Consider the following 25,860-nt stretch of genomic DNA (forward strand, 5'->3'; position numbering starts at 1 on the left):
TTTGTTCTTCGTTCTTGCGTTTCCGACTCTATCAGACTCTTTCGTGTCCGACTTCCTCGGTGCCTTTCCGGTTCCCGCTCCGGCCTTTCGGCTTTTGCGTTTCTCTTTCCGGCGGTTCCGACTCTATCAGATCCTTTCGGGCCTGATTTCCGGTCAGCGGGAGTTGTCTTCGCGGCTGTTGGGCCGTTCCGACGTCTCAAACTCTAGCGGGTTTTCCCGGCGACTCATAATCGAGCCTTGGAATTGAATTCGGGCATGCCGAACGCGTTCCGTTGGGAGGTTGTGCAGAGTTTGGTTTGCCGCTCAACAGCGGCGGGAGGTGCTGTCGCAGAACCGTTACGGCTCTGTGGCAACCCGAAGAACCTTACGGGTCGGGCGGGTGACTGTCAACCTCCGCCCCGCGGCCGTCAGTCAAGGTCGTTGAGGCGTCCGCCGGCGTCCGGCTGGGCGTGCTCCACACGACGTAGAAGACGGGTCAGCACCTCGCCCAGGACGCCGCGCTCCTCGGCGGAGAGGTCCTGGAGGAGGTCCTCCTCGAAGACCGTGGCCAGGCGCATCGCCTCCAGCCACTTCTCACGGCCCTCCGCGGTCAGCTCCACGATGACGCGGACGCGGTTGTTCTCGTCGCGGTCGCGGGTGACCAGGCCCTCCCCCACCATGCGGTCGATGCGGTGGGTCATGGCGGCGGGCGTGAGGCCCAGGCGCTTGGCCAGGTCCCCCGGGCCCATTTGGTACGGGGCGCCGGAGAGGACGAGGGCCTTGAGGACCTCCCACTCGGCGTTGCTTATGCCGAGGGTCGCGGTCTGGCGGCCATAGGCCACGTTCATACGGCGGTTCAGACGGCCGAGGGCCGAGACGATCTTCTCGACCTGGGGGTCGAGGTCCCGAAACTCGCGCTGGTACGCGGCGATCTGTTCTTCAAGTGTCGGCTCACTTGGGCCGGGGGTGTCACCCATGGCCGCAGTATGGCACGCCTCCACTTGCCGTTGAAGTCCTTCGATGTGTATTGTTTAGGTTCTAACTTTAGCTTCGAAGTCTTCACTTCTAACTCCTAAGGCAGGTGAAAGTGACCAGGGCGATGGGCGCGGCGATGCGTCGTATCCAGGCAGGCAGCGCGCTGAGCGCGTTCGGCATCGGTTTCACGGTCCCGTTCCTCTACGTCTACGTGGCGCAGGTGCGTGGGCTCGGGGCCAGTACGGCGGGCATCGTGCTGGCCGCCTTCGCCATGGCCGCGCTGATCGTCCTGCCCATCACCGGCCGCGTCATCGATCGGCGCGGCCCCCTTCCGGTGCTGGTGGGCGCGGCGGTCGTCGCCTCCGTGGGCGCGGTCGCGCTCGGTCTCGCCGGCGGTGAGACGACGGCGATCCTGTCCGCGGCCCTGCTCGGCGCGGGCACGGCAGTCATGCAGCCCGCGCTCGCGACGATGATCGTCTGGTCCTCGACGCCGGCGACCCGTACGCGGTCGTTCGCGACGCAGTTCTTCCTGCAGAACCTGGGCCTGGGCATCGGTGGTCTCATCGGCGGTCAGATCGTCGACGAGGACCGCCCCGGCAGCTTCATACTGCTGTTCTCCATCGAGTCCGTGATGTTCCTGGTGCTCGCGGCGATCGCGCTGAGCGTGCGGCTGCCGCACGCGCCGTCCATCCAGGACGCGATGCCCAAGGACGCCTCCGCCCCGCGGGGCGGGATGCGCGCGCTCCTGAAGCACAAGGCCATGGTGCAGCTGTGCGTGCTCGGCTTCGTGATCTTCTTCGCCTGCTACGGGCAGTTCGAGTCGGGGCTCTCCGCGTACGGCGTGGAGGCCGCGGGCATCTCGGCCTCGACGCTCGGCATCGCGCTCGCCGCCAACACGGCGATGATCGTGATCGCGCAGTTCGCGGTCCTGAAGTTCGTCGAGCGGCGCAAGCGGTCCCGGGTGATCGCGGCCGTCGGTCTGATCTGGGCCTTCGCGTGGCTCCTCGCGGGGTACGCCGGTGTCGGCCACGGCAGCCAGGCGATGGCCACCGCCGCGTTCATCTCGACGTACGCGCTGTTCGGGCTCGGTGAGGCGATGCTGTCGCCGACCGTCGCGCCGCTGGTCGCGGATCTGGCGCCGGGCGGCATGGTCGGCCAGTACAACTCGGCCTTCGCCCTGGTGAAGCAGCTGGCCCTCGCGGTCGGTCCGGCCGTGGGAGGGCCGATGGGTGCCGCGCTGCACGTTCCGTACATCGTGACGTTCGTGCTGTTCTCGCTGGGCATCACGGTGCTCGCGGTGCGCATGGGGCGTCAGCTCACCCCGGTGCAGAACCAGCCTTCGCCGGCCAAGAGCCCGGTGGTGGCGCAGGGCGGTCCGGCCGCCACCGAGCCGGCGAGGGCCAACGCGTAACGCGCGCTACTTGGGGAGCGCGAACTCGCACCAGACGGCTTTGCCGCCGCCCGGTGTGCGGCGCGAGCCCCAGTTCGACGCGATCGTGGCGACGATGGCGATGCCGCGTCCCGCCTCGTCGGCCGGTTCGGCGCGGCGGCGGCGCGGCAGGTGGTCGTCGCCGTCGGTGACCTCGATGATCAGGCGGCGGTCGGTGCGGCGCAGGCGCAGCCGCATCGGCGGTGTGCCGTGCTGGAGGGAGTTGGCGACCAGTTCGCTGGCCGCCAGGACGCCCAGGTCGTGCAGGTCCGGGGCGAAGCGCCAGCTGGCGAGGACGCCCGTGGCGAAGGCACGCGCGCGTGGCGCCGCTTCCACGCCGCCGAGCAGTTCCAGGGCGGCGTTGCGGAACAGCTCGGCCTCGGAGCCGGTGCGCGCGGGGTGCTGCAGGACCAGGACGGCGACGTCGTCGTCGTGGTCGGCGGTCACCCCGAGGGCGCGGATCAGGCGGTCGCACACCACCTGGGGGGTGCCGGTGGCACCGGCCAGGGCGCGCTCCAGGGAGGCCACGCCCTCGTCGATGTCCTCGCTGCGCCGCTCGACGAGGCCGTCCGTATAGAGGACGGCGGTCGAGCCGGGGCCCAGCGGCACGGAGCCCGAGGTGTGCATCCAGCCGCCGGTGCCGAGCGGGGGCCCCGTGGGCTCCTCGGCCCGGTGGATGGTGCCGTGCTCGTCGCGTACGAGGATGGGCAGGTGCCCCGCTGACGCGTAGACGAGGCTTCCTTCGTTCGGGTCGTGCACCGCGTAGACGCAGGTGGCGATCTGGCTGGCGTCGATCTCGGCGGCGAGGCCGTCCAGGAGCTGCAGGACCTCGTGCGGGGGCAGGTCCAGACGGGCGTAGGCGCGCACGGCCGTGCGGAGCTGGCCCATGACGGCCGCCGCGCGCACGCCGCGGCCCATCACGTCGCCGATGACGAGCGCGGTGCGGCCGCCGCCGAGCGTGATCACGTCGTACCAGTCGCCGCCCACCGCGGCCTCGGTGCCGCCCGGCTGGTAGGTGGCGGCGATGCGCAGATCGTCGGGCTGCTCCAGCTCCTGGGGCAGCAGGGACTTCTGGAGGGTGACGGCCGTCTCGCGCTGTGCGCGCTCGCTGGCGCGCAGGCGCTCGGCGGCCTCGGCGTGGTCGGTGACGTCGGCGGCGAAGATCAGGACGCCGCCTCCTTCCTGCGGGCCCGCCGCGGAGCCGCCGAGCGGAAGTGTCACGGGGGTGCAGGTGAAGGTGTACGAGCGGCCGCCGGGCGCCTTGCGGGACTTGACGGTGCGCGGCTTCGCGCTGCGCAGGACCTGGTCCAGGAGGGGCAGCAGGCCCAGCTCGGTCAGTTCGGGCAGCGCCACGCGCGCGGGCTCCCCGATGGGCCGGGGGCCAAAGGCGGCCGTGTACGCGTCGTTGACGTACGCGATGCGGTGGTCGGCGCCGTGCACGAGGGCGACGAGGGCCGGGACGCGGTCGAGCACCTCGCGGACCGGCAGGTCGTCGATGCCGTCGGCGGGGACGGGTCGGTCTCCGTCGGAGAGCTGCTCGGCTCGGGCCGCGGGGACAGAGCCGTCTCCGCGCGGTGCCGTGGCGATCGTCTGTTCGGTCCGCGCTGCTGCGCGGCGCTGCGTTCCGGGGAGCCGGGCGCTCCAGCGCGTGAAGTTCACTGCGGTAGGCCTCGTGGTGTCGCTTCTGGATCGGGAACACAGCATGTCGAGGGCGGACGTCCCTGGTGTCGGCCGCGCGGCCGGACCATGGTCACACGAACAGTCTCCCCGACCCGACTGACATCCGTGGGTCCGGACGGACATCCGTCAGACGTGGGTCCTGTGCGGGGAGTTCCTGACTCCGGTCAGGAGGACTCCTTCGGGCGCTCGCCTCCGGCCGCGAGTTCGAACTCCGCACGGGGGTGCTCCAGCGATCCGAGGGAGACGATCTCGCGTTTGAACAGGCCGGAGAGGGTCCATTCGGCGAGCACACGGGACTTGCGGTTGACGGTCGGCACTCTGCTCAGGTGGTAGACGCGGTGCATGAACCAGGCAGGGTAGCCCTTCAGCCTGCGTCCGTAGACGTGTGCGACACCTTTGTGCAGTCCCAGGGACGCCACCGAGCCGACGTATTTGTGCCGGTACTCCTGAAGAGGCTGCTCCCGCAGGGTCGCCACGATGTTGTCGCCGAGGACCTTGGCCTGGCGCACCGCGTGCTGCGCGTTGGGCGCGCACTCCTTGCCGGGCTCCTCCGTGGTGACGTCGGGGACGGCGGCGGCGTCTCCCGCGGCCCACGCGTGCGTGGCGCCGTCCACCGTGAGCTGTGCGGTGCACTTGAGGCGGCCGCGTCCGTTCAGCGGCAGGTCGGAGGCGGCGAGGACGGGGTGCGGTTTGACGCCCGCCGTCCATACGACGGTGCGGGTGGGGAAGCGGGTGCCGTCGCTCAGGACGGCGACGCGGTCCTCGCAGGAGTCAAGGCGGGTCTCCAGGCGTACGTCGATATTGCGCCGACGCAGCTCACCCACCGTGTACTTGCCCATCTTCTCGCCGACTTCCGGCAGGATCCGCCCCGATGCCTCGACGAGGACCCATTTCATGTCCTGGGCCTTGACGTTGTGGTAGTACCGCGTGGCGTAGCGCGCCATGTCCTCCAGCTCGCCGAGGGCCTCTACGCCGGCGTAACCGCCGCCCACGAAGACGAAGGTCAGGGCCGCGTCGCGGATCGAGGGGTCGCGGGTGGACGAGGCGATGTCCATCTGTTCGATGACGTGGTTGCGCAGGCCGATGGCCTCTTCGACGGTCTTGAAGCCGATGGCGTACTCGGCGAGGCCGGGGATGGGCAGGGTGCGCGAGACGGAGCCGGGGGCCAGGACCAGTTCGTCGTACGTGATGTCGACGGCGCCGGTGCCCTCCTCCTCGGTGGCGAGCGTGGTGAAGGTCGCGGTGCGCTTGGCGTGTTCGATGGACTCGACCTCGCCGATGACGATGCGGCACTTGTCGAGGACACGGCGCAGCGGCACGACGACGTGGCGCGGCGAGATGTTGCCGGCCGCCGCCTCGGGCAGGAACGGCTGATAGGTCATGTACGGCTCGGGCGTGATCATCACGACCTCGGCCTCACCCCGCTTGAGCTCCGACTTCAGCTCCCGCTGGAGCCGCAGAGCGGTGTACATGCCGACGTAGCCGCCGCCGACGACGAGAATGCGCACAGGTTCCGTCACCATCCCATGACGCACCCGGCTCCTGAGTTTGTCCACAGGCCCGGCAATTTGTATGACCGGTCGTGGTGCGCCGCGAGCGCCCGGCGGATTGCGCGGGCGCTCGGTAGGTACGCAGGTCAGTGGGGGTGAGGGGGGTATGCACATGGGGTGCAATAAGGCCTGAAACGGTGCGTACTCCGATCGGGGGGTGGTCCGTGCGGAACCCACCCCTTCTGAATTGACTCAGGCTCAACTATGTTCGTGGGAGGTCGGGGTGTCGGGGGATGCGCTCGTCGAGCCGAGTTTCCGGGCTCACGGAAGGGCTCGCTCCTCACACGCCGGTTGCCAATGGCGGGGAGTGTCTCCGGGGGGAGACGTCATTACCGGGGGAACGTATATGCACATTCAGGAGACTCACTGGACTTCCGCTGCCGCGCCGGCATCAGCCGTCGGCCCCAGCGGGAACGGACGCGACATGGGGGAAGGAGCGCGCACGACACCACTGCGTGTCGACGCACAGCGCAATCTCGAACATGTGCTTCGCGCGGCACGCGAAGTCTTCGGCGAGCTGGGGTACGGCGCGCCGATGGAAGACGTGGCGCGCCGCGCGCGGGTCGGTGTCGGCACCGTCTACCGCCGCTTCCCGAGCAAGGACGTGCTGGTCCGGCGCATCGCCGAGGAGGAGACCTCCCGGCTGACCGACCAGGCGCGTGCCGCGCTCGGGCAGGAGGACGAGCCGTGGTCGGCGCTCTCGCGCTTCCTGCGGACGTCCGTGGCGTCGGGCGCGGGGCGGCTGCTGCCGCCGCAGGTGCTGCGGGTGGGCGTCGAGGAAGGCGCCGCCCCTGGGGACGAGGCGAGGGTGCCGCAGCAGCGGCAGCCGGTCGCGGACTCCGCCGAGCTGCGTTTCGTGGAACAGCGCCAGGCGCCGGCCGACGAGTCGGCTTCGGTGGTCGACGACGCGGGGGCGGCCACGCTCCTCGATGTCGTCGGGCGCCTCGTGGAGCGGGCCCGCGCGGCGGGTGAGCTGCGTCCGGACGTGACCGTGTCGGACGTCTTGTTGGTGATAGCCACGGCGGCGCCCTCGCTGCCGGACGCCGCCCAGCAGGCCGCCGCCTCGTCGCGACTGCTCGACATCCTTCTCGAAGGGCTGCGGTCGCGGCCCGTGTAGCGCTCCGTGCGGCGGAAGGCTCAACTCCGTTTATATGAGAAGGGATTGAGCCTTCCCCGGACGGGTGAGCGGTAGTGCTCGGTTCCGGGAAGTCACCCCGGACGAGTGGTTGCCCGTCATCACCACTGGCCGGAGCACGGCCGTGTGTCACTCTTTCCCGATGTTCGGGTCTGAGTGGGCAACCGGGGGCGTTCCGCGATGAGTGTTGACGGTCGGGACGAGCCCTCCGCGGGCTTCGGCGACGAGACGCGCTCGGCACCCCGCCCCAGCGTGCCCCCGCAGCGTGAAGGTGGCACGGGGGCGCCCGCCGGCGGGGAAGCGGCGCCGTCCGACGCCGACCTGATCGCGAGGATGCGGGCGGGCGACGACTCCGCGTACGAGGAGCTGTACCGCAGGCACGCCGAAGCGGTCCGCCGCTATGCGCGCACCTGCTGTCGCGACGCCCACACCGCCGATGACCTCACCGCCGAGGTCTTCGCCCGCATGCTCCAGGCCGTGCGCGGCGGCAGCGGGCCCGAGCAGGCGGTGCGCGCCTATCTGCTGACCACGGTCAGGCGTGTCGCCGCCGGGTGGACGAAGTCGGCGAAGCGGGAGCAGCTGGTCGACGACTTCGCGGTGTTCGCCGCCCAGGCGGCGCGCGGCTCCGAACTCTCCGACGACGACACACTGAACCTGGGCGCGGACGTCCGCGCGATGCACGAGGCCGAGCAGTCGATGGCCATGCGGGCCTTCCGGAGCCTGCCCGAGCGCTGGCAGGCCGTGCTGTGGCACACGGAGATCGAGGACGAGTCCCCGAGCGACGTCGCCACGCTCTTCGGCCTCGACGCGAACGGCACGCGCGTGCTCGCGAGCCGCGCCCGCGAGGGCCTCAAGCAGGCCTACCTCCAGGCGCACGTGAGCGCCACGCTCACCGAGAGCGAGGAGTGCGCGCGCTACGCCGACCGCCTCGGCGCCTACGCCCGCGGCGGCCTGCGCACCCGCGCCGAGCGAGGCCTGCGCAAGCACCTGGAGGAGTGCGCCAGGTGCCGCCTGGCCGCGGGCCAGATCAAGGAAGTCGCCAACGGCATCCCCGCGGTCGTGCCGATCGCCGTCATCGGCTGGTTCGGCGCCGCCGGGTACGCGAAGGTGGCCGCGCTCGTCGGGGGCGGCGCCGCGAGCGCGGGTGCCGCGGGAGCCGCGGGCGCGGCCGCCGCGAGCGGGTCCGCCGGAGGGAGCGCGGCGGGCGGAGCCGCCGCCGAGGGGCTCGGCGCCCCCGCCAAGGCCGGCATCGCGGCGGGCGTCGTCGTGGCGGCCGGGGTCGCCGCGGCGATCGCCCTCAGCGGTGGTGAGGGCGAGCCCAAGGAGGACCGCCCGCCGAAGGCCAAGGAGCCCGCCGTCGCCGAGCCGGTCGTGCCGCAGAAACCTCCGCCACCGAAGCCCGAGCCGACCCCGCCGCCGCCCGCGCCGAAGCAGACCCCTGCCGCCAAGCCGCCGCCCCCGAAGGCAGAACCGAAGCCGCCCGCCAAGGCGCAGCCCGAGCCCGAGCCGAAGCCGACCCCGCCGACCCCGCCGGCCCCGGAACCCAAGCCCACCCCGCCGAAGCCGAGGCCGACCCCGCCGCCGAAGCCGCCGCCCCCGCCACCGGCCCCGGCGGTCTACCAGTGGAGCGAGCTCCAGTACGACACCGTGGGCGACGGCACCAAGCCCGAGATGCGGCTCGGCCAGAGCAGCTGGGTGTGGCAGCGCAGGGGCCTGTCGATCGCCGATCGGCGGTACTCCCATGGCGTGACCGTGCACGGCGAGTCCTCCGTGACGATCGACCTGAACCGCAGCTGCACGACGTACGCCGCCGTCGTCGGCATCGACGACATGACGATGGGGCTCGGAAAGGTGCGCTTCTCCGTGTACGCGGACGGGGCTCGACTGTGGCGGTCGCCCCTGCTGAAGGGCGGCGACCCGGCGCTGCCCGTGCAGGTGAACCTCACCGGGCGCACGACCATCCGGCTGGTCGTCGAACCGCACACGCCCTTCCACGCGGTGACGCTCGCGGACTGGGCGCAGTCGCGGATGCGCTGCACCTGACGCGGGCGCTAGGCCGTATCCGGAGGCCCCGCCTCGGCCGGTTCCGCGAACGGTTCGCCGGTCAGCTCTCCGGTCAGCTCGTCAGCCGTGAGCGTGCTGCCCGCGGCGCGCGCCGCCTCGTACCGCCGCACGCCGAGCGCGGCCGTGGCGGCGGCCACCACACGGTCGGCCACCGTCGACTCGGGCCGGGGACGCGGGCGACCGCCCCGAAGGCGCGTGGCGACCGCGAGCAGCCGTGCCGCGCGCGCGTGGTCGCCGAGTTCGCTGACGAACGCGGCGCCGTAGTCCACGAGCGAGGCGACGATCACCTCGGAGCACTGGGCCTTCAGGGCTTCCCGCAGCGCGTCGGCCAGCTCGGGCAGACCCGCCTCGGGACCGGACTCGGCGGCGATGACGCGGGCCTCCACACCGCGCATGGCCGCACTGAACTGCGGTGGCGGTGTGCCGTACGTCGACTCGCTGCGGGCCGCGTCGCACCATCTGCGGGCCGCTGCCGTATCGCCGTCGTCCAGCGCCATCAGCGCGCGCAGCAGCCGTACGTACGTCCTTGAGTCGGTCACGCCATGGCGGTCGGCCTCGGTGCTCGCCTCGTCGAGGGTCTTCACCGCCGCCGCCCGGTCGCCCTCCCGGTAGGAGATCTCGGCGAGCCGGGCCATGAGGAACGGCGTCTCCGCGTACGCCCCCACTTCGTAGGCCAGGCGCAGCCCTTCCTCGTAGGCGGCGCGGGCCTCCTCGTGACGGCTGCGGGCCATCGCGGCCTCGCCCACGGCGCTGCTGACCTGGGCGGTCATCCACCGGTCGCCGACGCGTCTGCTCAGCGTCCGCAGCTCGGCCAGGTCCTCGTCGACGCCCGAGAGGTTGCCGTTCATGTCGATGGCCATGTGCGCGCGGAACATCAGGATGACGGAGAGGTCCCAGTCCCCGCCGTACCGACGGCAGTTCTCGACCGTCGCGTCCACGGCGGGGCGGGTCTCGTCGAGCGTGCCGCCGATGAAGAAGGCCGTGAACGGCCAGATCAGACCCGGGAACCGCGCGGAGTGGGGGGTGGGCCGCGCGAAGACGGCGCGCACCCGCTCGACGTACTCGTCCTTGGTCCAGTCGTCCTGGGCCACCGTCTCGTCCCCGGGCCGGGACTCGGTCAGCATGAAGAGGTGCAGCAGCCGGAGCTTCATCCACGGCCAGTAGAGCGGGTCGTCCTCGTCGGGCAGGGTCTGGGCGCCGGACGACGCGCGCCCCGGGGCCAGCTCCAGGATGCGGCCCATCCAGTCGCGGCCCTCCCGGTGGAGATTGCGCAGCCACCAGAACCAGCCGGTGTGCAGGGCGAGCGCGATCGCCGTCGGGGTGTCGCGGGTCTCGATGGAGTGCTGCAGGGCCGCGCGGATGTTGTCCAGCTCCGTCTCCAGGCGTCTGATCCACGGCAGTTGCTCGGCGGTGCGGAGTTTGGGTTCGGCCTGCTCGACCAGCGCGTGGAAGTACGCGGTGTGGCGCCGGGCGGCGGCCGTGAGCAGGTCGGGGGTCGCGGCGGCGCGCTCGGCGGCGTACTCGTGGATGGTCTCCAGGAGGCGGTAGCGCATGCCTCCGTCCTCGGGCCTGGCGCACGGGACGGCCACGACCAGGGACTTGTCGACCAGGGCGCCGATCAGTTCCGGTGCGGGGCCGGTGCAGATCGCCTCGGCGGCGGGCAGGTCCCAGCTGCCGGCGAAGACGGACACCTCGCGCAGCACGGTCCGCTCGGGCTCGTCGAGCAGGTCCCAGGACCAGTCGACGACGGCGCGCAGGGTCTGCTGGCGGGGCAGGGCGGTGCGGCTGCCGCTGGTCAGGAGGCGGAAGCGGTCGTCGAGACGGTCGGCGATCTGGCGTGGGGCGAGCAGCCTGAGGCGGGCGGCTGCCAGTTCGATGGCGAGGGGCAGTCCGTCGAGGCGGCGGCAGATCTCGGCGACCGCCTCGGCGTCCTCCTCCGGGGCGAAGCCGGGGCGCACCGCCGTGCCCCGCTCGGCGAAGAGGCGGTGCGCCGGGTCGGGCGGGAGCGGCTCGACGGGGCGCACGGACTCGCCGGGCACCCCGAGGGGTTCGCGGCTGGTGGCGAGGATGGTGAGGCCGGGGCAGTGCGTGAGGAGGGTCTCGGCGAGCTGGGCGGCGGCGCCGATCACGTGTTCGCAGTTGTCAAGGATCAGGAGCAGGGCGCGCGTGGCGCAGTACTCGACGAGCAGGGCGACCGGGTCGTCCTGCGGGGCGGTCAACTCGCTGGTCATCAGCACGGTCTCGCGCAGACCGAGCGCGCTGACGACAGCGCCTGGCACCACCTCGGGGTGGTCGAGCGGGGCCAGCTCGGCCAGCCATGCCTGCGGATGCCCGGCGGCGGCTTCCTCGGCGAGGCGGGTCTTTCCTGAGCCGCCCGGTCCGGTGAGGGTGACGAGGCGGGCCCTGTGCAGATCTGAACGGATGGCGGCGAGCTCGGGTTCCCGCCCGACGAAAGAGGTCAAACGGTTACGGATGTTCCCCTTCCGCGCATGGTGTTCGAGCCTTCCGTGCCCCGGGCGCGGCGCCGCTTCGGGTGGTGGGGCGAGCAGTTCCTTGTGCAGCGTCCGCAGTTCCGGCCCGGGGTCCGTGCCGAGGCCGTCGGCCAGGGCGCGGCGCGCGTCCTCGTAGGCGGCGAGCGCGTCGGCGCCGCGTCCGGAGTCACGCAGGGCGCGGATCAGGAGGGCGCGGAGCGTCTCGTCGTACGGCTGAGCTGTGGTCAGCTCCCGTAGCTCCGGTACGACGTCGGGGGCGCGGCCCAGCAGCAGGTCCGCCTCGATCCGCGCGCGGACCGCCTCGGCGCGCGCGGCCTCGGGGCGTGCCGCGGCGGTCCCGTCGGGCAGGTCGGCGAGGGCCGGGCCGCGCCACAGGGCGAGCGCGTCGCGCAGGGTGCGGGCGGCGGGCGCCGGGTCGTCGCGGTCCAGGGCCGCCCTGCCCTCGCGCGCGAGGCGCTCGAAGCGGTGCAGGTCGACGTCCTCGGGGGCGACGGCGAGGCGGTAGCCACCGGGGGCCGAGGCGACGGCGTCCTTGCCGAGGACGCGTCGCAGGCGGCCGACGAGGGCCTGCAGGGCGGCCGGCGCGTCGGCAGGCGGGGCATCGCCCCAGACCTCGTCGATGAGGGCGCCGACGGTGACCGTGCGGTTCGCGTGCAGCGCCAACGCGGCGAGCAGGGCGCGCAGCCGCTGGCCCCCTACGGGCAGGGGGACACCATGCTCGTCGTACGCCTCGGTGGCGCCCAGGATTCCGTACCGCACCGGGTCATTCTCCCTGGCGGGCGGCCGCGAGGCGCGGGGTTTACGGGCGGGGGCGAGTTGACGTGGCGGGGACGTTGCCTGGCGGGGCGCCTGACCGACGGGGCCCTTGGCTGGCGGGCTCTTGCCTGGCGGGGACGGCTCAGCCCGTGGGGGCGGCTTGGCGGGGCCGCTTGACTGGCACGGAGGGCTTGGCCGGCGGAGGCGGCTCGGCCAGTGAGGTCGGCTTGGCCGGCGGAGGCGGCTCGGCCAGTGAGGTCGGCTTGGCCGGCCCGGACGGATTGATCGGCCGGGGCGCCCTAACGCCCCGCTCCTAGCGCGCCCCTCTGCGGAACCACGCTCCCCGTAGGGACGGCTCGTTGGCGTGCTGGAGTGCCCGTCCAGCACGTTCCTCTTCGCGACAGCAGGCGGCGCAGCCAGAGTTCCGTGGAGACCAGGTCGGCCAGGCCGTCCAGGGGGAGCGGTGCTCCCTCGGCTGCCTCGCGCAGCGCCTTGCGGACGACGCGGGCCTCGACCAGGCCCGCCTGGGCGAGCAGCGGGGTGTCGAAGAGGGCGATCAGGTCGTCGACCGCCACGCGCAGACCGGTGCGGGCGGCGGCCGCGTTCGAGGCGTGGGACGGGGCGCCCCAGCCGGGCGGCAGATCGGCGACCCCGGCGCCTTCCAGGACCGTGCGCAAGATCGCGGCCCGCGCCCCCGGCTGGACGCGCAGGGCCTCGGGGAGCGCCCGGCACGCGCGTACGACCTGGTTGTCCAGGAAGGGCGCGTGCAGGCGCTGGAAGCGGACCTCGGCGGCCTGTTCGAGGATGCGGAGATCCGCGGCGTGCCGGGCCAGGGCCGCCCGCGCGCGGAACTCGCCGGGGCGCTGGCCGGGCCCGCCCGGGCGCATCGTCGTGTCGTTCAGACGAACCGATACTTCAGCGAGGGCCTCACCGGTCAGCCAGCGCGCGGCGGGGCCGGGTCTCGCCCAGGCGAGGGCGGCGAGGGACGCCGCCACGGCTCCGCCCGGTTCATCGAAGCGGCGGTGCATCAGCCGGTCGGCGAGCGTTTCGACGCCCGCGCGGTGCGGCATGCGGGCCAGCTTGCGTGCCGCGCCGTACACGCGCGCGGGAACCATCACCGAACCGTCGGCCTTCGCCAGCGCGGCCACCGGACGCACCAGGTGGCGGCGCTTGCGGTCCATCAGGAGATCGGCGAGCCGGGCCGGATGGGCGTCCAGGACCTGCCGCGCGCCGTGGCCCGTGAAGTGGTCGGCGCTGCCCGAGGAGAGCCGGGCGCGGTGGCGCTGGGCGGTCACCAGGGCGCTGCTCGGCTCGTCCGTCAGGGGCCCTTCCAGATCGGCGTAGGGCAGGGCGTCCTCGCCCGCGGCGACGACCACGTGGTGCAGGCGCGGGTTGGCGGCGATGGCACCGGCCCGCTCCAGTTCCGCCTCGCGGCCATTGACGGCGAGGTCGTTGAAGGTGACGGCGAGGAGCCGCTCCCCCGCGCCCGTGCCGTGGCCGAGGACTGTGCCGGGCATGCCGGGCAGACCGGCCGCAAGGAGAGCGAGGGTTCCCGAGGCGGGCCCTCCGGAGAGGTCCGCTCCGATGCCGGGCACCGGCATGCCGCGCGCCGCACGCCGCTCGGCGGGCCCCATGCCGGGCACCGGGCCGGGGTCGACGTCGGTGCCGGGCACATGGCGAGGGGCGGTGAGGCGGGCACGTACCGCCTCGACGAGGGCGTCACGGACGCCGTCCACCGCGCTGTCGGCGTCGGCGGCGGGGGCCGCGACGGCGAGCGAGGCCACGGGTTCGTACCCGGCGACCTCCCGTGCGCCCGCGCGCAGGATCAGCGCATGCCCCGGGGGCACACGCCGCACGCCCTGGTAGGGCGTCGAGTCGTGCAGCGCCTCGGGGACGTCGGGGGCCGCCAGCAGCGCCGCGAGGTGGCCGATGTCCAGGTGGGCCTCGACGAGGTCGGCCAGCGGAAGCGCGGCGGTGGCGTAGGCCGTACCGCCCGCCCAGGGGGTGTAGAAGACGGGGCGCGCGCCCGCGAGGTCACCGGCGATCATGACGCGGCGGCCGACCTGGACGACCGCCGTGTAACTGCCGGACCAGGCGGTCAGATGACGCAGGGCGCCGCCGCGCGCGGCGAAGAGGCCGACTCGCAGCTCCTCGTCGGAGGCCCCGCACGTGCCGAGGACCGCGACGCGGGTCTGCTCGTCGACCTTCACGGTCCGCACCTCGTCGGCGCGCCAGTCGCCGACCGCCCAGAGCGGATCCGGGTCGCCCCACAGGAGTTGCGAGCCCACGGGGTGCACGGATTCGCCGTCGTCACCGGTGGTCCCGGCCGAGCCCACCGCCGAGGGCCTCGCGGCGGTACTGCTCCACCCCACCAACCACCGCATCGCTGCCTCCACAGGCTGTGGACGGACCGTCGGCGAGGCGCCGCGAGGCACGGCCGACCGGTGCACCGAAGGACTGGGGTCCCATGCTGCCACGAAGGAGGCGCACGGGAGGGGCCGCGGGGCCGCTTGCGCGGTGGTGAATGCGCCCCGGGGGAAGAGTGGTTGAAGGGCGGAAGATGCCCCTCTCCTTGTGCGTGCTTCGCCCAGGTCCTTGCCCACGCTTCGTGCCGACCCACGCGCGGGTGCCTGAATGAGCGAAATGCCCGTTCAGTCTTGTGGGTGGTTTTCGGCCAAATCGGCCTGGGATGAGCCCAGAACGGAACCGCTCGAAGGCACCGCACGGTCCGGGAGGCGGTGCCGCCTCCCGGACCGGTCCGCCGCCCGCGGGGATGGAGGCGGCGGTGTCCCCCAGCCCACTGACTCCAGCGCAGCGGGCCGACCCACGCACGTTCAATGGAAGCGCTCCCGCCATGGCCGGAGAAGAGCGCACACACGGGCGCACGGCCACACACCGGGAGCACGCCACGAGTGCGCCGTACTTCCGTACGGACAACAATCTCGCCATACGGAACTGCGCCTCTTAACGCTTGGGATGCGGCGAACTACGCTGTGTGTGCTGATGTTTTCGCGGAGGCATATACCTGGAGGATCGGCCAAACGCTCTTGCGGCCGGGATTCCGGCCACGGTGTCCGGGGCCCACGCCTCGGCGCGTGGCGGCGGGTACCCCTGCTCCCGGGGAACGCAGCACGAATGCCGCGCGGTCCAACCACTGCCCGGCAGCCGTCTGTGTCGAGGGGTGGCGCATGTCCAGGGAGCAACGCGGGCCGAACGAAAAGCTCGGCACCGTTCTCGCCCTCGCGGGAATCAGCAACGCGGGACTCGCACGCCGGGTCAACGACCTCGGCGCACAACGCGGGTTGACGCTTCGATACGACAAGACATCCGTGGCCCGCTGGGTGTCCAAGGGCATGGTGCCGCAGGGCGCCGCCCCCCACTTGATCGCGGCGGCCATCGGCCAGAAACTCGGCCGCCCTGTGCCACTGCACGAGATCGGCCTCGCCGACGCCGACCCGGCGCCCGAAGTCGGCCTCGCCTTCCCCCGCGACGTGGGGGCCGCCGTGAAGTCGGCCACCGAGCTGTACCGCCTCGACCTGGCGGGCCGGCGCGCGGGCAGCGGCGGCATCTGGCAGTCCCTCGCCGGCTCCTTCGCGGTCAGCGCCTACGCGACGCCGGCCTCGCGCTGGCTGATAACCCCGGCCGACAGCTCCGTCGCGCGCGACGCCTCCCGCGATGTGCCACGCGACGTGGCACAGCCCGACGACGGCGGCGCGCCGATGAAGGTCGGCCACAGCGACGTACTGAAACTGCGGGAGGCCGCGGAGGACGCGCGGCGCTGGGACTCCAAGTACGGAGGCGGCGACTGGCGCTCCTCGATGGTCCCGGAGTGCCTGCGGGTCGAAGCGGCGCCGCTGCTGCTCGGTTCCTACTCCGACGAAGTGGGACGCGCCCTCTTCGGAGCCTCCGCCGAACTCACCCGCCTCGCCGGATGGATGGCCTTCGACACCGGCCAGCAGGAAGCCGCCCAGCGGTACTACATCCAGGCGCTGCGGCTCGCCCGTGCGGCGGCCGACGTCCCCTTAGGGGGGTACGTCCTCGCTTCCATGTCCCTCCAGGCGACCTACCGCGGCTTTGGGGACGAGGGGGTCGACCTCGCGCAGGCCGCCCTGGAGCGGAACAGGGGCCTGGCCACCGCGCGCACCATGAGCTTCTTCCGCCTCGTCGAGGCGCGGGCACACGCGCGTGCCCATGACGCGCAGGCCGCGGGGGCGGCGCTGCGGGCCGCCGAGGGGTGGCTGGAGCGCGCCCGCGACGGCGACAACGACCCCACCTGGCTCGGCTTCTACTCCTACGACCGCTTCGCCGCCGACGCCGCCGAGTGCTACCGCGACCTCAAGGCGCCCCGGCAGGTCCGGCGCTTCACGGAACAGGCGCTGTCCCGGCCCACCGAGGAGTTCGTACGCTCGCACGGCCTGCGCCTCGTCGTCTCGGCGGTCGCCGAGCTGGAGTCGGGGAATCTCGACGCGGCGTGCGAGCAGGGGACGCGGGCACTGGAGGTCGCCGGGCGCATCTCCTCCGCGAGGACCACGGAGTACGTGCGGGATCTTCTGCACCGGCTCGAGCCGTACGGGGACGAGCCTCGGGTGGTGGAGTTGCGGGAGCGGGCTCGGCCTCTGCTCATGGCTCCCGCGTAGCGCGGGCGGGCCTTTGTCTCCCACCCACCCGCCTGTCTGCCCCGCGTTGATCCGTGCCGAACGGTCCGAAGGATCGGCCTCGCAGGTTTGAGGGCGTTGTCAGTGGCGCAGGGCAGTATTTGGGGTGGGAGGTGAGGCGCGGTGGAGAAGGTCGCGTATGACGGCGGCGGACCGTATGACGGCGGTGGGCCGTACGACGGTGGTGGGTCGTACGGCAGTGGTGGGTCGTACGACTGTGACGTGCTGGTGATCGGCGGCGGAATCGTCGGGCTCGCGACCGCTTACGCCCTCACCCGCGCCGTCCCCGGCACCAGCGTCACCGTCCTGGAGAAGGAGCCGGGGCCCGCCCGGCACCAGACGGGCCGGAACAGCGGCGTGATCCACAGCGGGATCTACTACCGTCCCGGCTCGCTGAAGGCGAGATACGCGGTCCGCGGCGCCGCCGAGATGATCAAGTTCTGTGCGGAGTACGGCATTCCGCACGAGGTCACCGGCAAGCTGATCGTCGCCACGGAGCGCGCCGAGCTGCCCCGCCTGCACGGTCTTGTCCAGCGCGGCAGGGAGAACGGCATTCCGGTGCGCGAGCTCGGCCCCGCCCAGATCACCGAGTACGAGCCGGAGGTCCGCGGCCTCGCCGCCATCCACGTCGGAACGACCGGCGTCTGCGACTACGGCGCGGTGGCGCGGCACCTGGCCCACGCGTCGGGTGCCGAGATCCGCTACGGCGCGGGCGGGCACGTCATCCGTGTGGACCGCCGCCCCGACCGGGGCGTCGCCGTCCGCACCGCCGACGGCGCCGTCGTGCGCGGCAAGGTCCTGGTGAACTGCGCGGGACTGCACTGCGACGAGATCGCGCGGCTCACGGGCGACGACCCGGGTATGCGGATCGTCCCGTTCCGCGGTGAGTACTTCGAGCTGGCCCGCCCCGAGCTGGTCCGCGGCCTCGTCTATCCCGTGCCCGACCCGGCTTTCCCCTTCCTCGGCGTCCACCTCACCCGGGGCATCGACGGCGGCGTCCACGTGGGGCCCAACGCGGTCCCCGCCCTGGCCCGCGAGGGCTACGCCTGGTCGGTCGTCCGTCCCCGCGAGCTCGCCGGCACCCTCGGCTGGCCGGGATCGTGGCGCATAGCCCGCCGCCACTGGCGTTACGGGGCGGGTGAGCTGCGCCGCTCCGCCTCCAAGTCCGCGTTCACCGAAGCGGTGCGCAGGCTGCTGCCCGGGATCGGGCCGGACGACCTGGTGCCGGCCCCGGCGGGGGTTCGCGCCCAGGCGGTGCTGCGGGACGGCACGCTGGTCGACGACTTCCTGATACGGGAGGGTGCCCGCACGGTCCACGTCCTGAACGCGCCCTCGCCTGCGGCGACCGCGTCCCTGCCGATCGGGCGGGAGGTCGCTCGCCGGGCGCTGGACGCGCTGCGGGGGCCTGGCTGATCCTTCCGGCACGCTGGTCCTCCCCGCGGGCCGGGGCGGCTCATCGCGGCTCGCCGCGTGCCGGTGCGGTCGGCCTCTTCCGGTGCGGGTGCCCTGCGGGCCGCACATGGCTGAGCGCGCAGTTCCCCGCGCCCCTTACGGGGCACGCCCCCCAGGCCCCCCTCACGGCGTGCGCCACTCCCTGTGCGGAGTTCCCTGTGCTCCTGGCGGGGTACGGCCCCGCCCCCGGCCACCGCGTAAAATTGCCGCACTGTGTCTGAGTCACCCCATACCCCCGAAGCCCCCGAAGCTCCCGAAGCCGGTGCCGACCCGGCTCGGCCAGGGCGGCCGCAAGTCGGACCCCGCTTTCCCGGTGGGCCCTCCCCCGACCCCGCCGGGTCGCACCACGAGCGGCGGATCCGTAGCTTTCAGCCGCGGCGGAGCCGGGTGACCGCCGGCCAGGGTGATGCGCTGCGGCGGCTCTGGCCCAAGTGGGGGCTGGACATCGACGGGCTGCGGACGCTGGACCTCGCCGAGCTGTTCGCGGACGAGAAGGGGCCACGCCCCGATCTTCCCGTCGTCCTGGAGATCGGCTTCGGCATGGGCGAGGCTACCGCGCGGATGGCCGCCGACGACCCGGCCACCGGCATCCTCGCCGTCGACGTGCACACTCCCGGCCAGGGCAACCTCCTCGGCCTCGCCGAGCGCGCCGGCCTGTCGAACGTACGCGTGGCCAACGGCGACGCGATCATCCTGCTCCGCGAGATGCTGCCGCCCGAGTCCCTCGACGGGCTCCGCGTCTACTTCCCCGACCCCTGGCCCAAGCCCCGCCACCACAAGCGCCGCCTGATCCAGCCCGAGTTCCTGACGCTGACCGCCCCCTCGCTGAAGCCGGGCGCGCTCCTGCACTGCGCGACGGACTGGGAGCCGTACGCCGAGCAGATGCTGGAGGTGCTCACCGCGCACCCCGACTTCGAGAACACCCAGGCCGACGGCGGATACGCGCCGCGCCCGGCGTTCCGCCCCCGGACCCGCTTCGAGGGCCAGGGCCTTGCCAAGGGCCACGTCGTGCGCGACCTGCTGTTCCGTCGGGTTGTACGGGACGAGTCGGCACCCGGGGACTGAGGCACCGTCGCGGCCGCCCTCATCCCTCGTTAGGGTCAACGACGTGGCCACCAGTCCTCCGTATCCGTATCCGGTACCTCCTGAGGCGCCCGCCCCGGGGGAGCTCCGCCGAGCCCGCTGGTGGCAGCGGCGCGCGATACGCGCGGCCGGGCTCGTCACGCTGCTCGCCCTCTCGGGCCTGGTGATCCTCGCCCTGGTGAGGGAGCAGACCGGCACCGAGGGCTTCCTCGTCGGGCTCGGCCTGGCGACGGTTCCTGTGCCGCTGCTCGTCGCCGCGTTCCGCTGGCTGGACCGGGTCGCGCCGGGGCCCTGGCGGAACCTCCTCTTCTCCTTCTCCTGGGGCGCCTGCGCGGCCGCGCTCATCGCGATCGTCGCGAACAGCTTCGCGATCCGCTGGATAGCCACCGCCACCGCCGACCCGCACAGCGCCGACACCCTCGGCGCCACGGTCATCGCCCCGATCGTCGAGGAGTCCGCGAAAGCCGCGGCCATCCTGCTGGTCTTCCTCTTCCGCAGACGCGACTTCACCGGCGTCGTCGACGGCGTGGTGATCGCCGGGGTGACCGCGACCGGCTTCGCGTTCACCGAGAACATCCTCTACCTCGGCAACGCCTTCGTCACCGACCAGCTCAGCCGCGAGAGCGGCCTCGCCTCCGTGACGGCAGCGACGTTCTTCGTACGCGTGGTCATGTCGCCGTTCGCGCACCCGCTCTTCACGGTCCTGACCGGCATCGGCTTCGGCCTCGCCGCGTTCTCCGCCGAGCGCCAGCACCTGCGCCGCGTGCTGCTCCCGCTCGCCGGGCTGCTGCTCGCGATGGGCATGCACGCGCTGTGGAACGGCTCCGCGGTCTTCGGTCAGTACGGGTTCTTCACCGTGTACGCGCTCTTCATGCTGCCCTCCTTCGGCCTGCTGACCTGGCTGGCCATCTGGACGCGGCAGCGCGAACTGCGCACGATCCGCGCCGAGCTGCCCCTGTACGCGGCGGCGGGCTGGCTCACCCCGCCCGAGCCGTACGCGCTCGGCTCGATGCGCGCCCGCGCGCTGGCCCGCGACTACGCCTCGTACACCTGGGGGAAGGCCGCGGCCCGCACGGTCATGGAGTACGAGATGTACGCGACGTCACTGGCGTTCCTGCGCCACCGGGGGCGCCGGGGCCGGGCGGGCGCCGACTTCGTCGTACGCGAGCGTGAGCTGCTCGAAAAGCTCTGGGAGCGCCGCGAACCGGCCCGCCCCGCCCTGGCGTACGCGGCCCGCGCGACGGCCCCGGTCATGCCGCTGCCTCCCATGCCGTACGCGTACGCGTACACCGGGTACGGCCATCCGCAGACCCCGTACGCAGCCATCCCCTACAGCCAGCCTCAGCCTTACCCCTACCCGGCTCCGGCCCCGGCCGCCCCGGCCCCGACGTACAACCCGTACCGCTCCTGAAAGCCCTGCCCGTCCTAGGCCGAAGCCGAGGTGAGCGCCGCCAGCTCCGTCCCGGTCAGCTCCACGTCCGCGACGGCCAGCAGCGCCGGCAGCTGCTCGACCGTGCGCGCGGAGGCGATCGGCGCCGCGACGGTGGGCTGTGCCGCCAGCCAGGCGAGCGCCACGGTCGCGACCTGGACGCCACGCGCCGCCGCGATCCCGTCGAGCGCGGCGAGCACACGGTCGCCCCGCTCGCTCCCCACGTACGCCTCGACGCGTCCGCTGCGCGCGCTCTCGACGCGCGCGCCCGCGCGGTACTTGCCGGTGAGGAAGCCGGACGCGAGCGCGTAGTAGGGGACGGCCGCGAGGCCGGAGCGGGAGGCGACCTCCTGGAGCGGGCCCTCGTAGGTGTCGCGGGAGACGAGGTTGTAGTGCGGCTGCAGTGCAACGTAGCGCGCGAGGCCCTCGCGGTCGGAGAAGTCGAGGGACTCCTGGAGCCGCTCGGGGGTGATGTTGGAGGCGGCGATCGCACGCACCTTGCCGGCCCGCACCAGTTCGTCGAGCGCCCCGATGATCTCCTCCACCGGGACGGACGGGTCGTCGAAGTGGGTGTAGTAGAGGTCGATGTAGTCGGTGCCGAGGCGGCGCAGGGACGCGTCGGCGGCGCCCTTGATGGTGCTCGCGGCCAGGCCCTTGTACTCGGGGTGGGAGCCGGCCTTCGTCGCGACGACCACGTCCGAGCGGTTGCCGCGCTCGGCCAGCCACTCGCCGATGAGGGTCTCGGACTCGCCGCCCTTGTTGCCCTCCACCCAGGCCGAGTAGGCGTCGGCGGTGTCGATGAAGTTCCCGCCCGCTTCGGTGTAGGCGTCGAGGACGGCGAAGGACGCGGTGCGGTCGGCGGTCCAGCCGAAGACGTTGCCGCCGAGGGAGAGAGGGAAGACTTCGAGGTCGGATGAGCCGAGGGAACGAAGAGGAGTCATACGTTCCTCAACGTCCCTTCCGGAAACCGAATTCCGGGAACTCCCTCAAAGGAAGGTCGAGTAACGCGAGGGAACGTCAGGTCACGCCCGCCCCGGAGTCACGCCCGCCCCGGCGGACCGCTCAGGGATTGAGGCCCTTGCTCCGCAGCCAGCCCAGCGGGTCGACGGTGGCGCCGCCCGGCGTGTGGACCTCCAGGTGGAGGTGCGGCCCGGTGACGTTGCCGGTCGCGCCGACGCGGCCGATGACGTCGCCCGTGCTGACCTTCTGCCCGGCGCTGACGTTGAGCGAGGACTGGTGGCAGTACCAGATCTCGGTGCCGTCCGACAGCTCCAGGACGGTGCGGTAGCCGTACGCGCCCGCCCAGCCGGCCTCCTTGACAGTGCCGGTGTGCACGGCCTTGAGCGGGGTACCCGTCGGAGCGGCGAAGTCCAGACCGGTGTGCTGCCCGGAGGACCACATGGACCCGGAGTCACCGAAGTGCGAGGTCAGGGTGTACGAGGAGGTGGGGATCGCATAGCTCTTCGCGAGCTTGGCGCGGCGCTCGGCCAGGGCCTTGGCCTCGCGGGCCTCCTCCTCCTTCTTCTTCTTGGCGGCGGCCTTGGCGGCCGTCTCGGCGTCGGCCTTCTGCTCGGCCTGCTTCTGCTGGGCGGCGGCCTCTTCGGCGGCCCGCTTCACGGCGGTCTGCTCGGCCGCGGTGCGCACGGCGGCGTCCGCCTGGTCCTGCTGGTTCTCCGCCTGCTGCATGATGCGGGCGCGCAGTGCCTCGCCCGCGTCGGTGGTGCCCTGCTCGGCGTCGGCGGTGCTGACACCGGCGGCGGTGAGCGGCGCGGCGGCGACGACGGCCTCGGAGCCCGTGGGGTCCGCGGAGTCCGGCGCGTCGCCGTCGGATATCAGGGAGCCCACGCCGGGAAGGGACCCGGCCTCGGGCAGCGAGTCCGTGACGGCGCCCAGGTCGGGCATCGAGATGGAGACGGGCGGCTTGCCGTCCTGCGCGGTGGCGATGCCGCCCGCGCCGACGGCGGCGATGACGCCGACGCCAAGGACGGTGGAGCTGCGGGCGAGCCCGCCGCCGCCCTTCTTGTGCACACGGTGCCTGCCGCGGACGGGACGGACGGAGTCCTCAGTGGGATTCCATTCCTCCCAGGTCTCCTCGTCGTACCCACCGAATTCGTCGTCGTTCGGTACGTACACCGCTTGGGGGGCAGGCCGGTTGGACGCCACTGGGGCGCACTCCTTTCCTTCCTTCTCGCCTACCGGGTTAGCTGACGGGTTCGGAGTAGGAAGGTCTCCTACGAACATCTGGCACGGATGCTCAGATGCCCGATTCACCCCAAGTTGGTGGTTCCCCGGCTCCCTTGCGGGATTAGGCGTGTGCGCGCGGAGCCGTCTCTAGTGACGGCTGGGACGACCGCGCTGCGTTATCGAACGTTAATAGAAGGGGGTGCCGTATTCCAAGCCGTTCCAGTTGATCGTTAACGCTCCCCGTCCGTACTTAATGGGACACGGGCGTCTGAATCGGGGCGAGTTGACCTCCCGTCAGCGCGCCGCCGACTCTCCGTCAGCTCCCCGCCCGCTCCCCGCCTGCCCCCCGCCTACTCTCCGCCGAGGACCTCTGTTGCACTTCAGTCACGCACGGTGACCATCGCGTCCCCGCCCGCCGGCCGCCGCACCGCGAGCAGCGCCATGTCGTCCGTCGCCGCGCCGCCCGTGTGCCGCCGGACCTCCTGCGTGAGCGTGGCGAGCAGCGCGTGCGGTCCCTCGCGGCCGGGGAAGATCCGCCCGCCGAGCCGGGTCGCGGGATCGTAGAACTCCCCCGCCGCGTCCCGTGCCTCCGAGAGGCCGTCCGTATAGAAGAGCAGCATCGCGCCGGGCGGGAAGTCCGACTCGTCCGCCCGGTCCGGCCAGACCCCCAGGTCACCCATGCCGAGCGGCAGCGCGGGGTCGCTCGCGGAGAGCACGCACAGCCGCCCGTCGCCGCGCAGCAGCAGCGGCGCCGGATGTCCACGGTTGACCAGCCGTACGACGCCCTCGCCGTGCCGGATCTCCGCGAGGACGGCCGTGGTGAACCCCTCGAAGGCGTCGAGCCCGTCACGCCGGGTGCCCTCGCGCGCCAGCGCCCGCTCCAGGCGCTGCGCCACCGCCTCCAGGGTCGCCTCCTGCTCGGCGGCCTCCCGGAAGGCGCCGATGACGACGGCGACGGCGGCCACCGCGCCCATGCCCTTCCCGCGTACGTCGCCGACGATGAGCCGCACACCGTGCGGGGTGTCCTGTACGGCGTACAGATCGCCGCCGATGAACGCGTCGGCCTGCGCCGCCTCGTACCGCGCCGCGATGTCGAGCCCGCCGATCCGGGGGTCCGGCTGCGGCAGCACGGCGCGCTGGGTGGCCTCGGCGATGGAGCGGGCGGTGGCGAGCCGGTCGTTGCCGCGGCAGACGACGCGGTTGATGACGGTCGCGAGGACGGCGACGGTCACCACGGTGAAGAGTTCGGTGATGGCCTCGACAGGGCTGGTGACGGCGTTGCCGTAGTGCAGCACGAGTACGGCGACGGAGGCCGCGGCGCCCGTCAGGGCGGTGTTGAGCAGCGAGTAGAAGGGGGCGGCGATCAGTGGGGCGGCCGCGAAGAGCGGGGCGGCGGTGAACTCGGCCGGGGTCGCGGCGTCGTACCCGACCCCGACGACCAGGAGCAGGACGGGCAGGGCCCGGACGAAGGCCCGCTCGTGCGCGGTGGTTCCGCCGCCGCCGGTTCCGCTGCCGCCGGTTCCTCCACGCTGCCCCACCGCTTGTCTCCCGCCGAGTCCGCGACCCATCACCGCGCTGCACCCAGGCTTCCCGCAGCGGGGGGCGGGTGCGACCTGGTGCGGGCCGAGCGGGTTACGGGACGGCAGGGGTGCGGGGAGAGGGGTGAGCGGACCGGGGGCGGGGAGGGCGGGAAACACCGAGGGCCGGAAGCGATGAACGCTTCCGGCCCTCGGCCTTCAGTAGCGGGGACAGGATTTGAACCTGCGACCTCTGGGTTATGAGCCCAGCGAGCTACCGAGCTGCTCCACCCCGCGTCGGTAAACCCAACTCTACGCCATCCGGAGGGGTGAAGCGAACCAGTACCGGGCCGACGGCGTACGCGGCTCAGATCACCGGCGGGCGCCCCAGCCGCGTCAGCCGCCACACGGTGCGCCAGCGCATGGGCCGGCGCTCGCCGCAGGAGGTCCGCATCCCTTCCGCGAAGCCGCCCGCCCAGGCGCGCAGGCCCGGCAGGGAGCGGGTGCGGGCGAGGGTGAGGAGGGTCCAGATGCCGAGGTGGACGGGGATGAGCGGGAGCGGGAGGCGACGGCGGACCAGCCAGACGCGGTTGCGGGCGGTGTTGCGGTAGTAGACGGCGTGCCGGGCCGGGGAGGTCTTGGGGTGCTGGAGGAGCAGCGCGGGCTCGTAGAGGATCTTCCAGCCGGCGTCCACGGCCCGCCAGGCCAGGTCGGTCTCCTCGTGCCCGAAGAAGAACTGAGCGGGCCAGGTACCGGTCTGCCCCAGCATTTCGGTGGAGAAGGCGTGCCCGCCACCGAGGAAGGCGGTGACCGGGCCGCGCCGCATCGGGTCGGTGGCGCGCAGCCGGGGGATGTGGCGGCGCTGGGTCTCGCCGTGCTCGTCGGCGATGCGGAAGCCGACGATGCCGAGGCGCGGGTCGTCGGTGAAGAGATCCCGCACCTTGCGGAAGACGTCGTGGTCCACGAGGAGTCCGTCGTCGTCCAGTTCGATGACGACGTCCACGTCGCCGAGGTCCATGAGGCGCTCGATCGCCACGTTGCGGCCGCCGGGGCAGCCGAGGTTCTCGTCGAGCTCGATGGCCGTCACCTTGCCCGGCAGCGCGGGGAGTTCCGGCAGCGGTGAGCCGTTGCCGACGAGCACGATCCGGTCCGCCGACACGTCCTGCCCGGCCACGGACGCGAGCAGCGCGTCCAGCTCTCTGGGCCGGTTGCCCATCGTGATGACGACGACACCGAGACGTGGCGGCTGAGACACGGAAGGACTCCCATGGTCGGGGATTGCAGGGCAGGCAGGCATTGCGTACGGAAATGGACCGGCCCCGCGTGCGCGGCAACAGCCGTACGCGAAAGTGAACCAGCTCGGCCGCGGGCGGCTGCACGCGGAAGGGGGGCAGTTTGCGTGCGGGTGGCGGTGTGTGGGGGCGGGCTGGTCGGCTTGGGGGTGGCGGTGTGTGGGGGCGGGGCCAGCCCACACGCAGGC

General features: G+C 72.7%; 16 protein-coding genes, 1 tRNA gene and 1 riboswitch. Of the genes, 7 read left to right on the top strand and 10 right to left on the bottom strand.

Translation table 11 applies throughout. From position 1 onward, the window contains the following. Nucleotides 1-407 precede the first annotated feature (407 nt). Nucleotides 408-956, bottom strand: a complete 549-nt coding sequence (locus ACWDZ7_RS32835; RefSeq protein ID WP_451802078.1) for a MarR family winged helix-turn-helix transcriptional regulator — start codon at nucleotides 954-956, stop codon at nucleotides 408-410. A 122-nt stretch (nucleotides 957-1,078) separates the two neighbouring features. Here ACWDZ7_RS32835 and ACWDZ7_RS32840 point away from each other — a divergent pair, with 122 nt between their 5' ends. Further along, the gene (locus ACWDZ7_RS32840; protein WP_451802192.1) at nucleotides 1,079-2,365 is read left to right on the top strand and encodes an MFS transporter; all 1,287 of its coding nucleotides are present in this window, start codon (nucleotides 1,079-1,081) and stop codon (nucleotides 2,363-2,365) included. A gap of 6 nt (nucleotides 2,366-2,371) precedes the next feature. Here the strand turns inward: ACWDZ7_RS32840 and ACWDZ7_RS32845 are convergent, their stop codons facing one another. Beyond that, nucleotides 2,372-4,042: an ATP-binding SpoIIE family protein phosphatase gene (locus tag ACWDZ7_RS32845; protein ID WP_451802079.1), complete on the bottom strand. Its 1,671-nt coding sequence runs from the start codon at nucleotides 4,040-4,042 to the stop codon at nucleotides 2,372-2,374. Between the two features lie 185 nt (nucleotides 4,043-4,227). Beyond that, on the bottom strand, nucleotides 4,228-5,586 hold the full coding sequence (locus ACWDZ7_RS32850; RefSeq protein ID WP_451802081.1) for an NAD(P)/FAD-dependent oxidoreductase: 1,359 nt from the start codon (nucleotides 5,584-5,586) through the stop codon (nucleotides 4,228-4,230). Nucleotides 5,587-5,959: 373 nt separating this feature from the next. On the opposite strand from ACWDZ7_RS32850, the gene ACWDZ7_RS32855 reads away from it, so the two are divergent. Next, on the top strand, nucleotides 5,960-6,730 hold the full coding sequence (locus tag ACWDZ7_RS32855) for a TetR/AcrR family transcriptional regulator (protein ID WP_451802083.1): 771 nt from the start codon (nucleotides 5,960-5,962) through the stop codon (nucleotides 6,728-6,730). 198 nt (nucleotides 6,731-6,928) lie between these two features. Next, complete coding sequence (locus tag ACWDZ7_RS32860) at nucleotides 6,929-8,791, top strand: sigma-70 family RNA polymerase sigma factor (protein ID WP_451802084.1); 1,863 nt, start codon at nucleotides 6,929-6,931, stop codon at nucleotides 8,789-8,791. 8 nt (nucleotides 8,792-8,799) lie between these two features. Here ACWDZ7_RS32860 and ACWDZ7_RS32865 read toward each other — a convergent pair whose 3' ends face one another. Both ACWDZ7_RS32865 and ACWDZ7_RS32870 read right to left on the bottom strand, forming a co-directional pair. Further along, nucleotides 8,800-12,063: an ATP-binding protein gene (locus ACWDZ7_RS32865; RefSeq protein WP_451802085.1), complete on the bottom strand. Its 3,264-nt coding sequence runs from the start codon at nucleotides 12,061-12,063 to the stop codon at nucleotides 8,800-8,802. 296 nt (nucleotides 12,064-12,359) lie between these two features. Further along, nucleotides 12,360-14,444, bottom strand: a complete 2,085-nt coding sequence (locus ACWDZ7_RS32870; protein WP_451802086.1) for an asparagine synthase-related protein — start codon at nucleotides 14,442-14,444, stop codon at nucleotides 12,360-12,362. Between the two features lie 804 nt (nucleotides 14,445-15,248). Between ACWDZ7_RS32870 and ACWDZ7_RS32875 the strand changes: the two genes are divergently transcribed. The 4 genes from ACWDZ7_RS32875 (at nucleotide 15,249) to ACWDZ7_RS32890 (ending at nucleotide 20,661) form a co-directional block, all read left to right on the top strand. Continuing rightward, nucleotides 15,249-16,697, top strand: coding sequence for an MFS transporter (locus ACWDZ7_RS32875; protein ID WP_451516271.1), 1,449 nt, complete (start codon nucleotides 15,249-15,251; stop codon nucleotides 16,695-16,697). Between the two features lie 240 nt (nucleotides 16,698-16,937). Further along, nucleotides 16,938-18,128, top strand: a complete 1,191-nt coding sequence (lhgO, locus tag ACWDZ7_RS32880; protein WP_451802194.1) for an L-2-hydroxyglutarate oxidase — start codon at nucleotides 16,938-16,940, stop codon at nucleotides 18,126-18,128. A gap of 252 nt (nucleotides 18,129-18,380) precedes the next feature. Continuing rightward, nucleotides 18,381-19,232 carry a tRNA (guanosine(46)-N7)-methyltransferase TrmB gene (trmB, locus tag ACWDZ7_RS32885; protein WP_451802088.1) on the top strand — a complete coding sequence of 284 codons (852 nt, stop codon included), beginning with the start codon at nucleotides 18,381-18,383 and terminating at the stop codon, nucleotides 19,230-19,232. A gap of 43 nt (nucleotides 19,233-19,275) precedes the next feature. After that, complete coding sequence (locus ACWDZ7_RS32890) at nucleotides 19,276-20,661, top strand: PrsW family intramembrane metalloprotease (protein WP_451802090.1); 1,386 nt, start codon at nucleotides 19,276-19,278, stop codon at nucleotides 20,659-20,661. Nucleotides 20,662-20,675: 14 nt separating this feature from the next. On the opposite strand, the gene ACWDZ7_RS32895 is transcribed toward ACWDZ7_RS32890, so the two are convergent. The 5 genes from ACWDZ7_RS32895 to ACWDZ7_RS32915 form a co-directional block, all read right to left on the bottom strand. Further along, nucleotides 20,676-21,620 carry an aldo/keto reductase gene (locus ACWDZ7_RS32895; protein WP_451802092.1) on the bottom strand — a complete coding sequence of 315 codons (945 nt, stop codon included), beginning with the start codon at nucleotides 21,618-21,620 and terminating at the stop codon, nucleotides 20,676-20,678. Between the two features lie 121 nt (nucleotides 21,621-21,741). Beyond that, nucleotides 21,742-22,842: a M23 family metallopeptidase gene (locus tag ACWDZ7_RS32900; protein WP_451802094.1), complete on the bottom strand. Its 1,101-nt coding sequence runs from the start codon at nucleotides 22,840-22,842 to the stop codon at nucleotides 21,742-21,744. 11 nt (nucleotides 22,843-22,853) lie between these two features. Then, nucleotides 22,854-23,001: riboswitch (cyclic di-AMP (ydaO/yuaA leader) on the bottom strand. A gap of 242 nt (nucleotides 23,002-23,243) precedes the next feature. After that, entirely contained in the window at nucleotides 23,244-24,431 is a 1,188-nt protein-coding gene (locus ACWDZ7_RS32905; protein ID WP_451802096.1) for a PP2C family protein-serine/threonine phosphatase, read from the bottom strand. A 172-nt stretch (nucleotides 24,432-24,603) separates the two neighbouring features. Further along, nucleotides 24,604-24,677: transfer RNA gene (locus ACWDZ7_RS32910), tRNA-Met, on the bottom strand. A 70-nt stretch (nucleotides 24,678-24,747) separates the two neighbouring features. After that, complete coding sequence (locus ACWDZ7_RS32915) at nucleotides 24,748-25,635, bottom strand: glycosyltransferase family 2 protein (RefSeq protein WP_451802097.1); 888 nt, start codon at nucleotides 25,633-25,635, stop codon at nucleotides 24,748-24,750. Nucleotides 25,636-25,860 lie beyond the last annotated feature (225 nt).

The sequence above is a fragment of the Streptomyces sp. NPDC003032 genome (assembly GCF_053591415.1).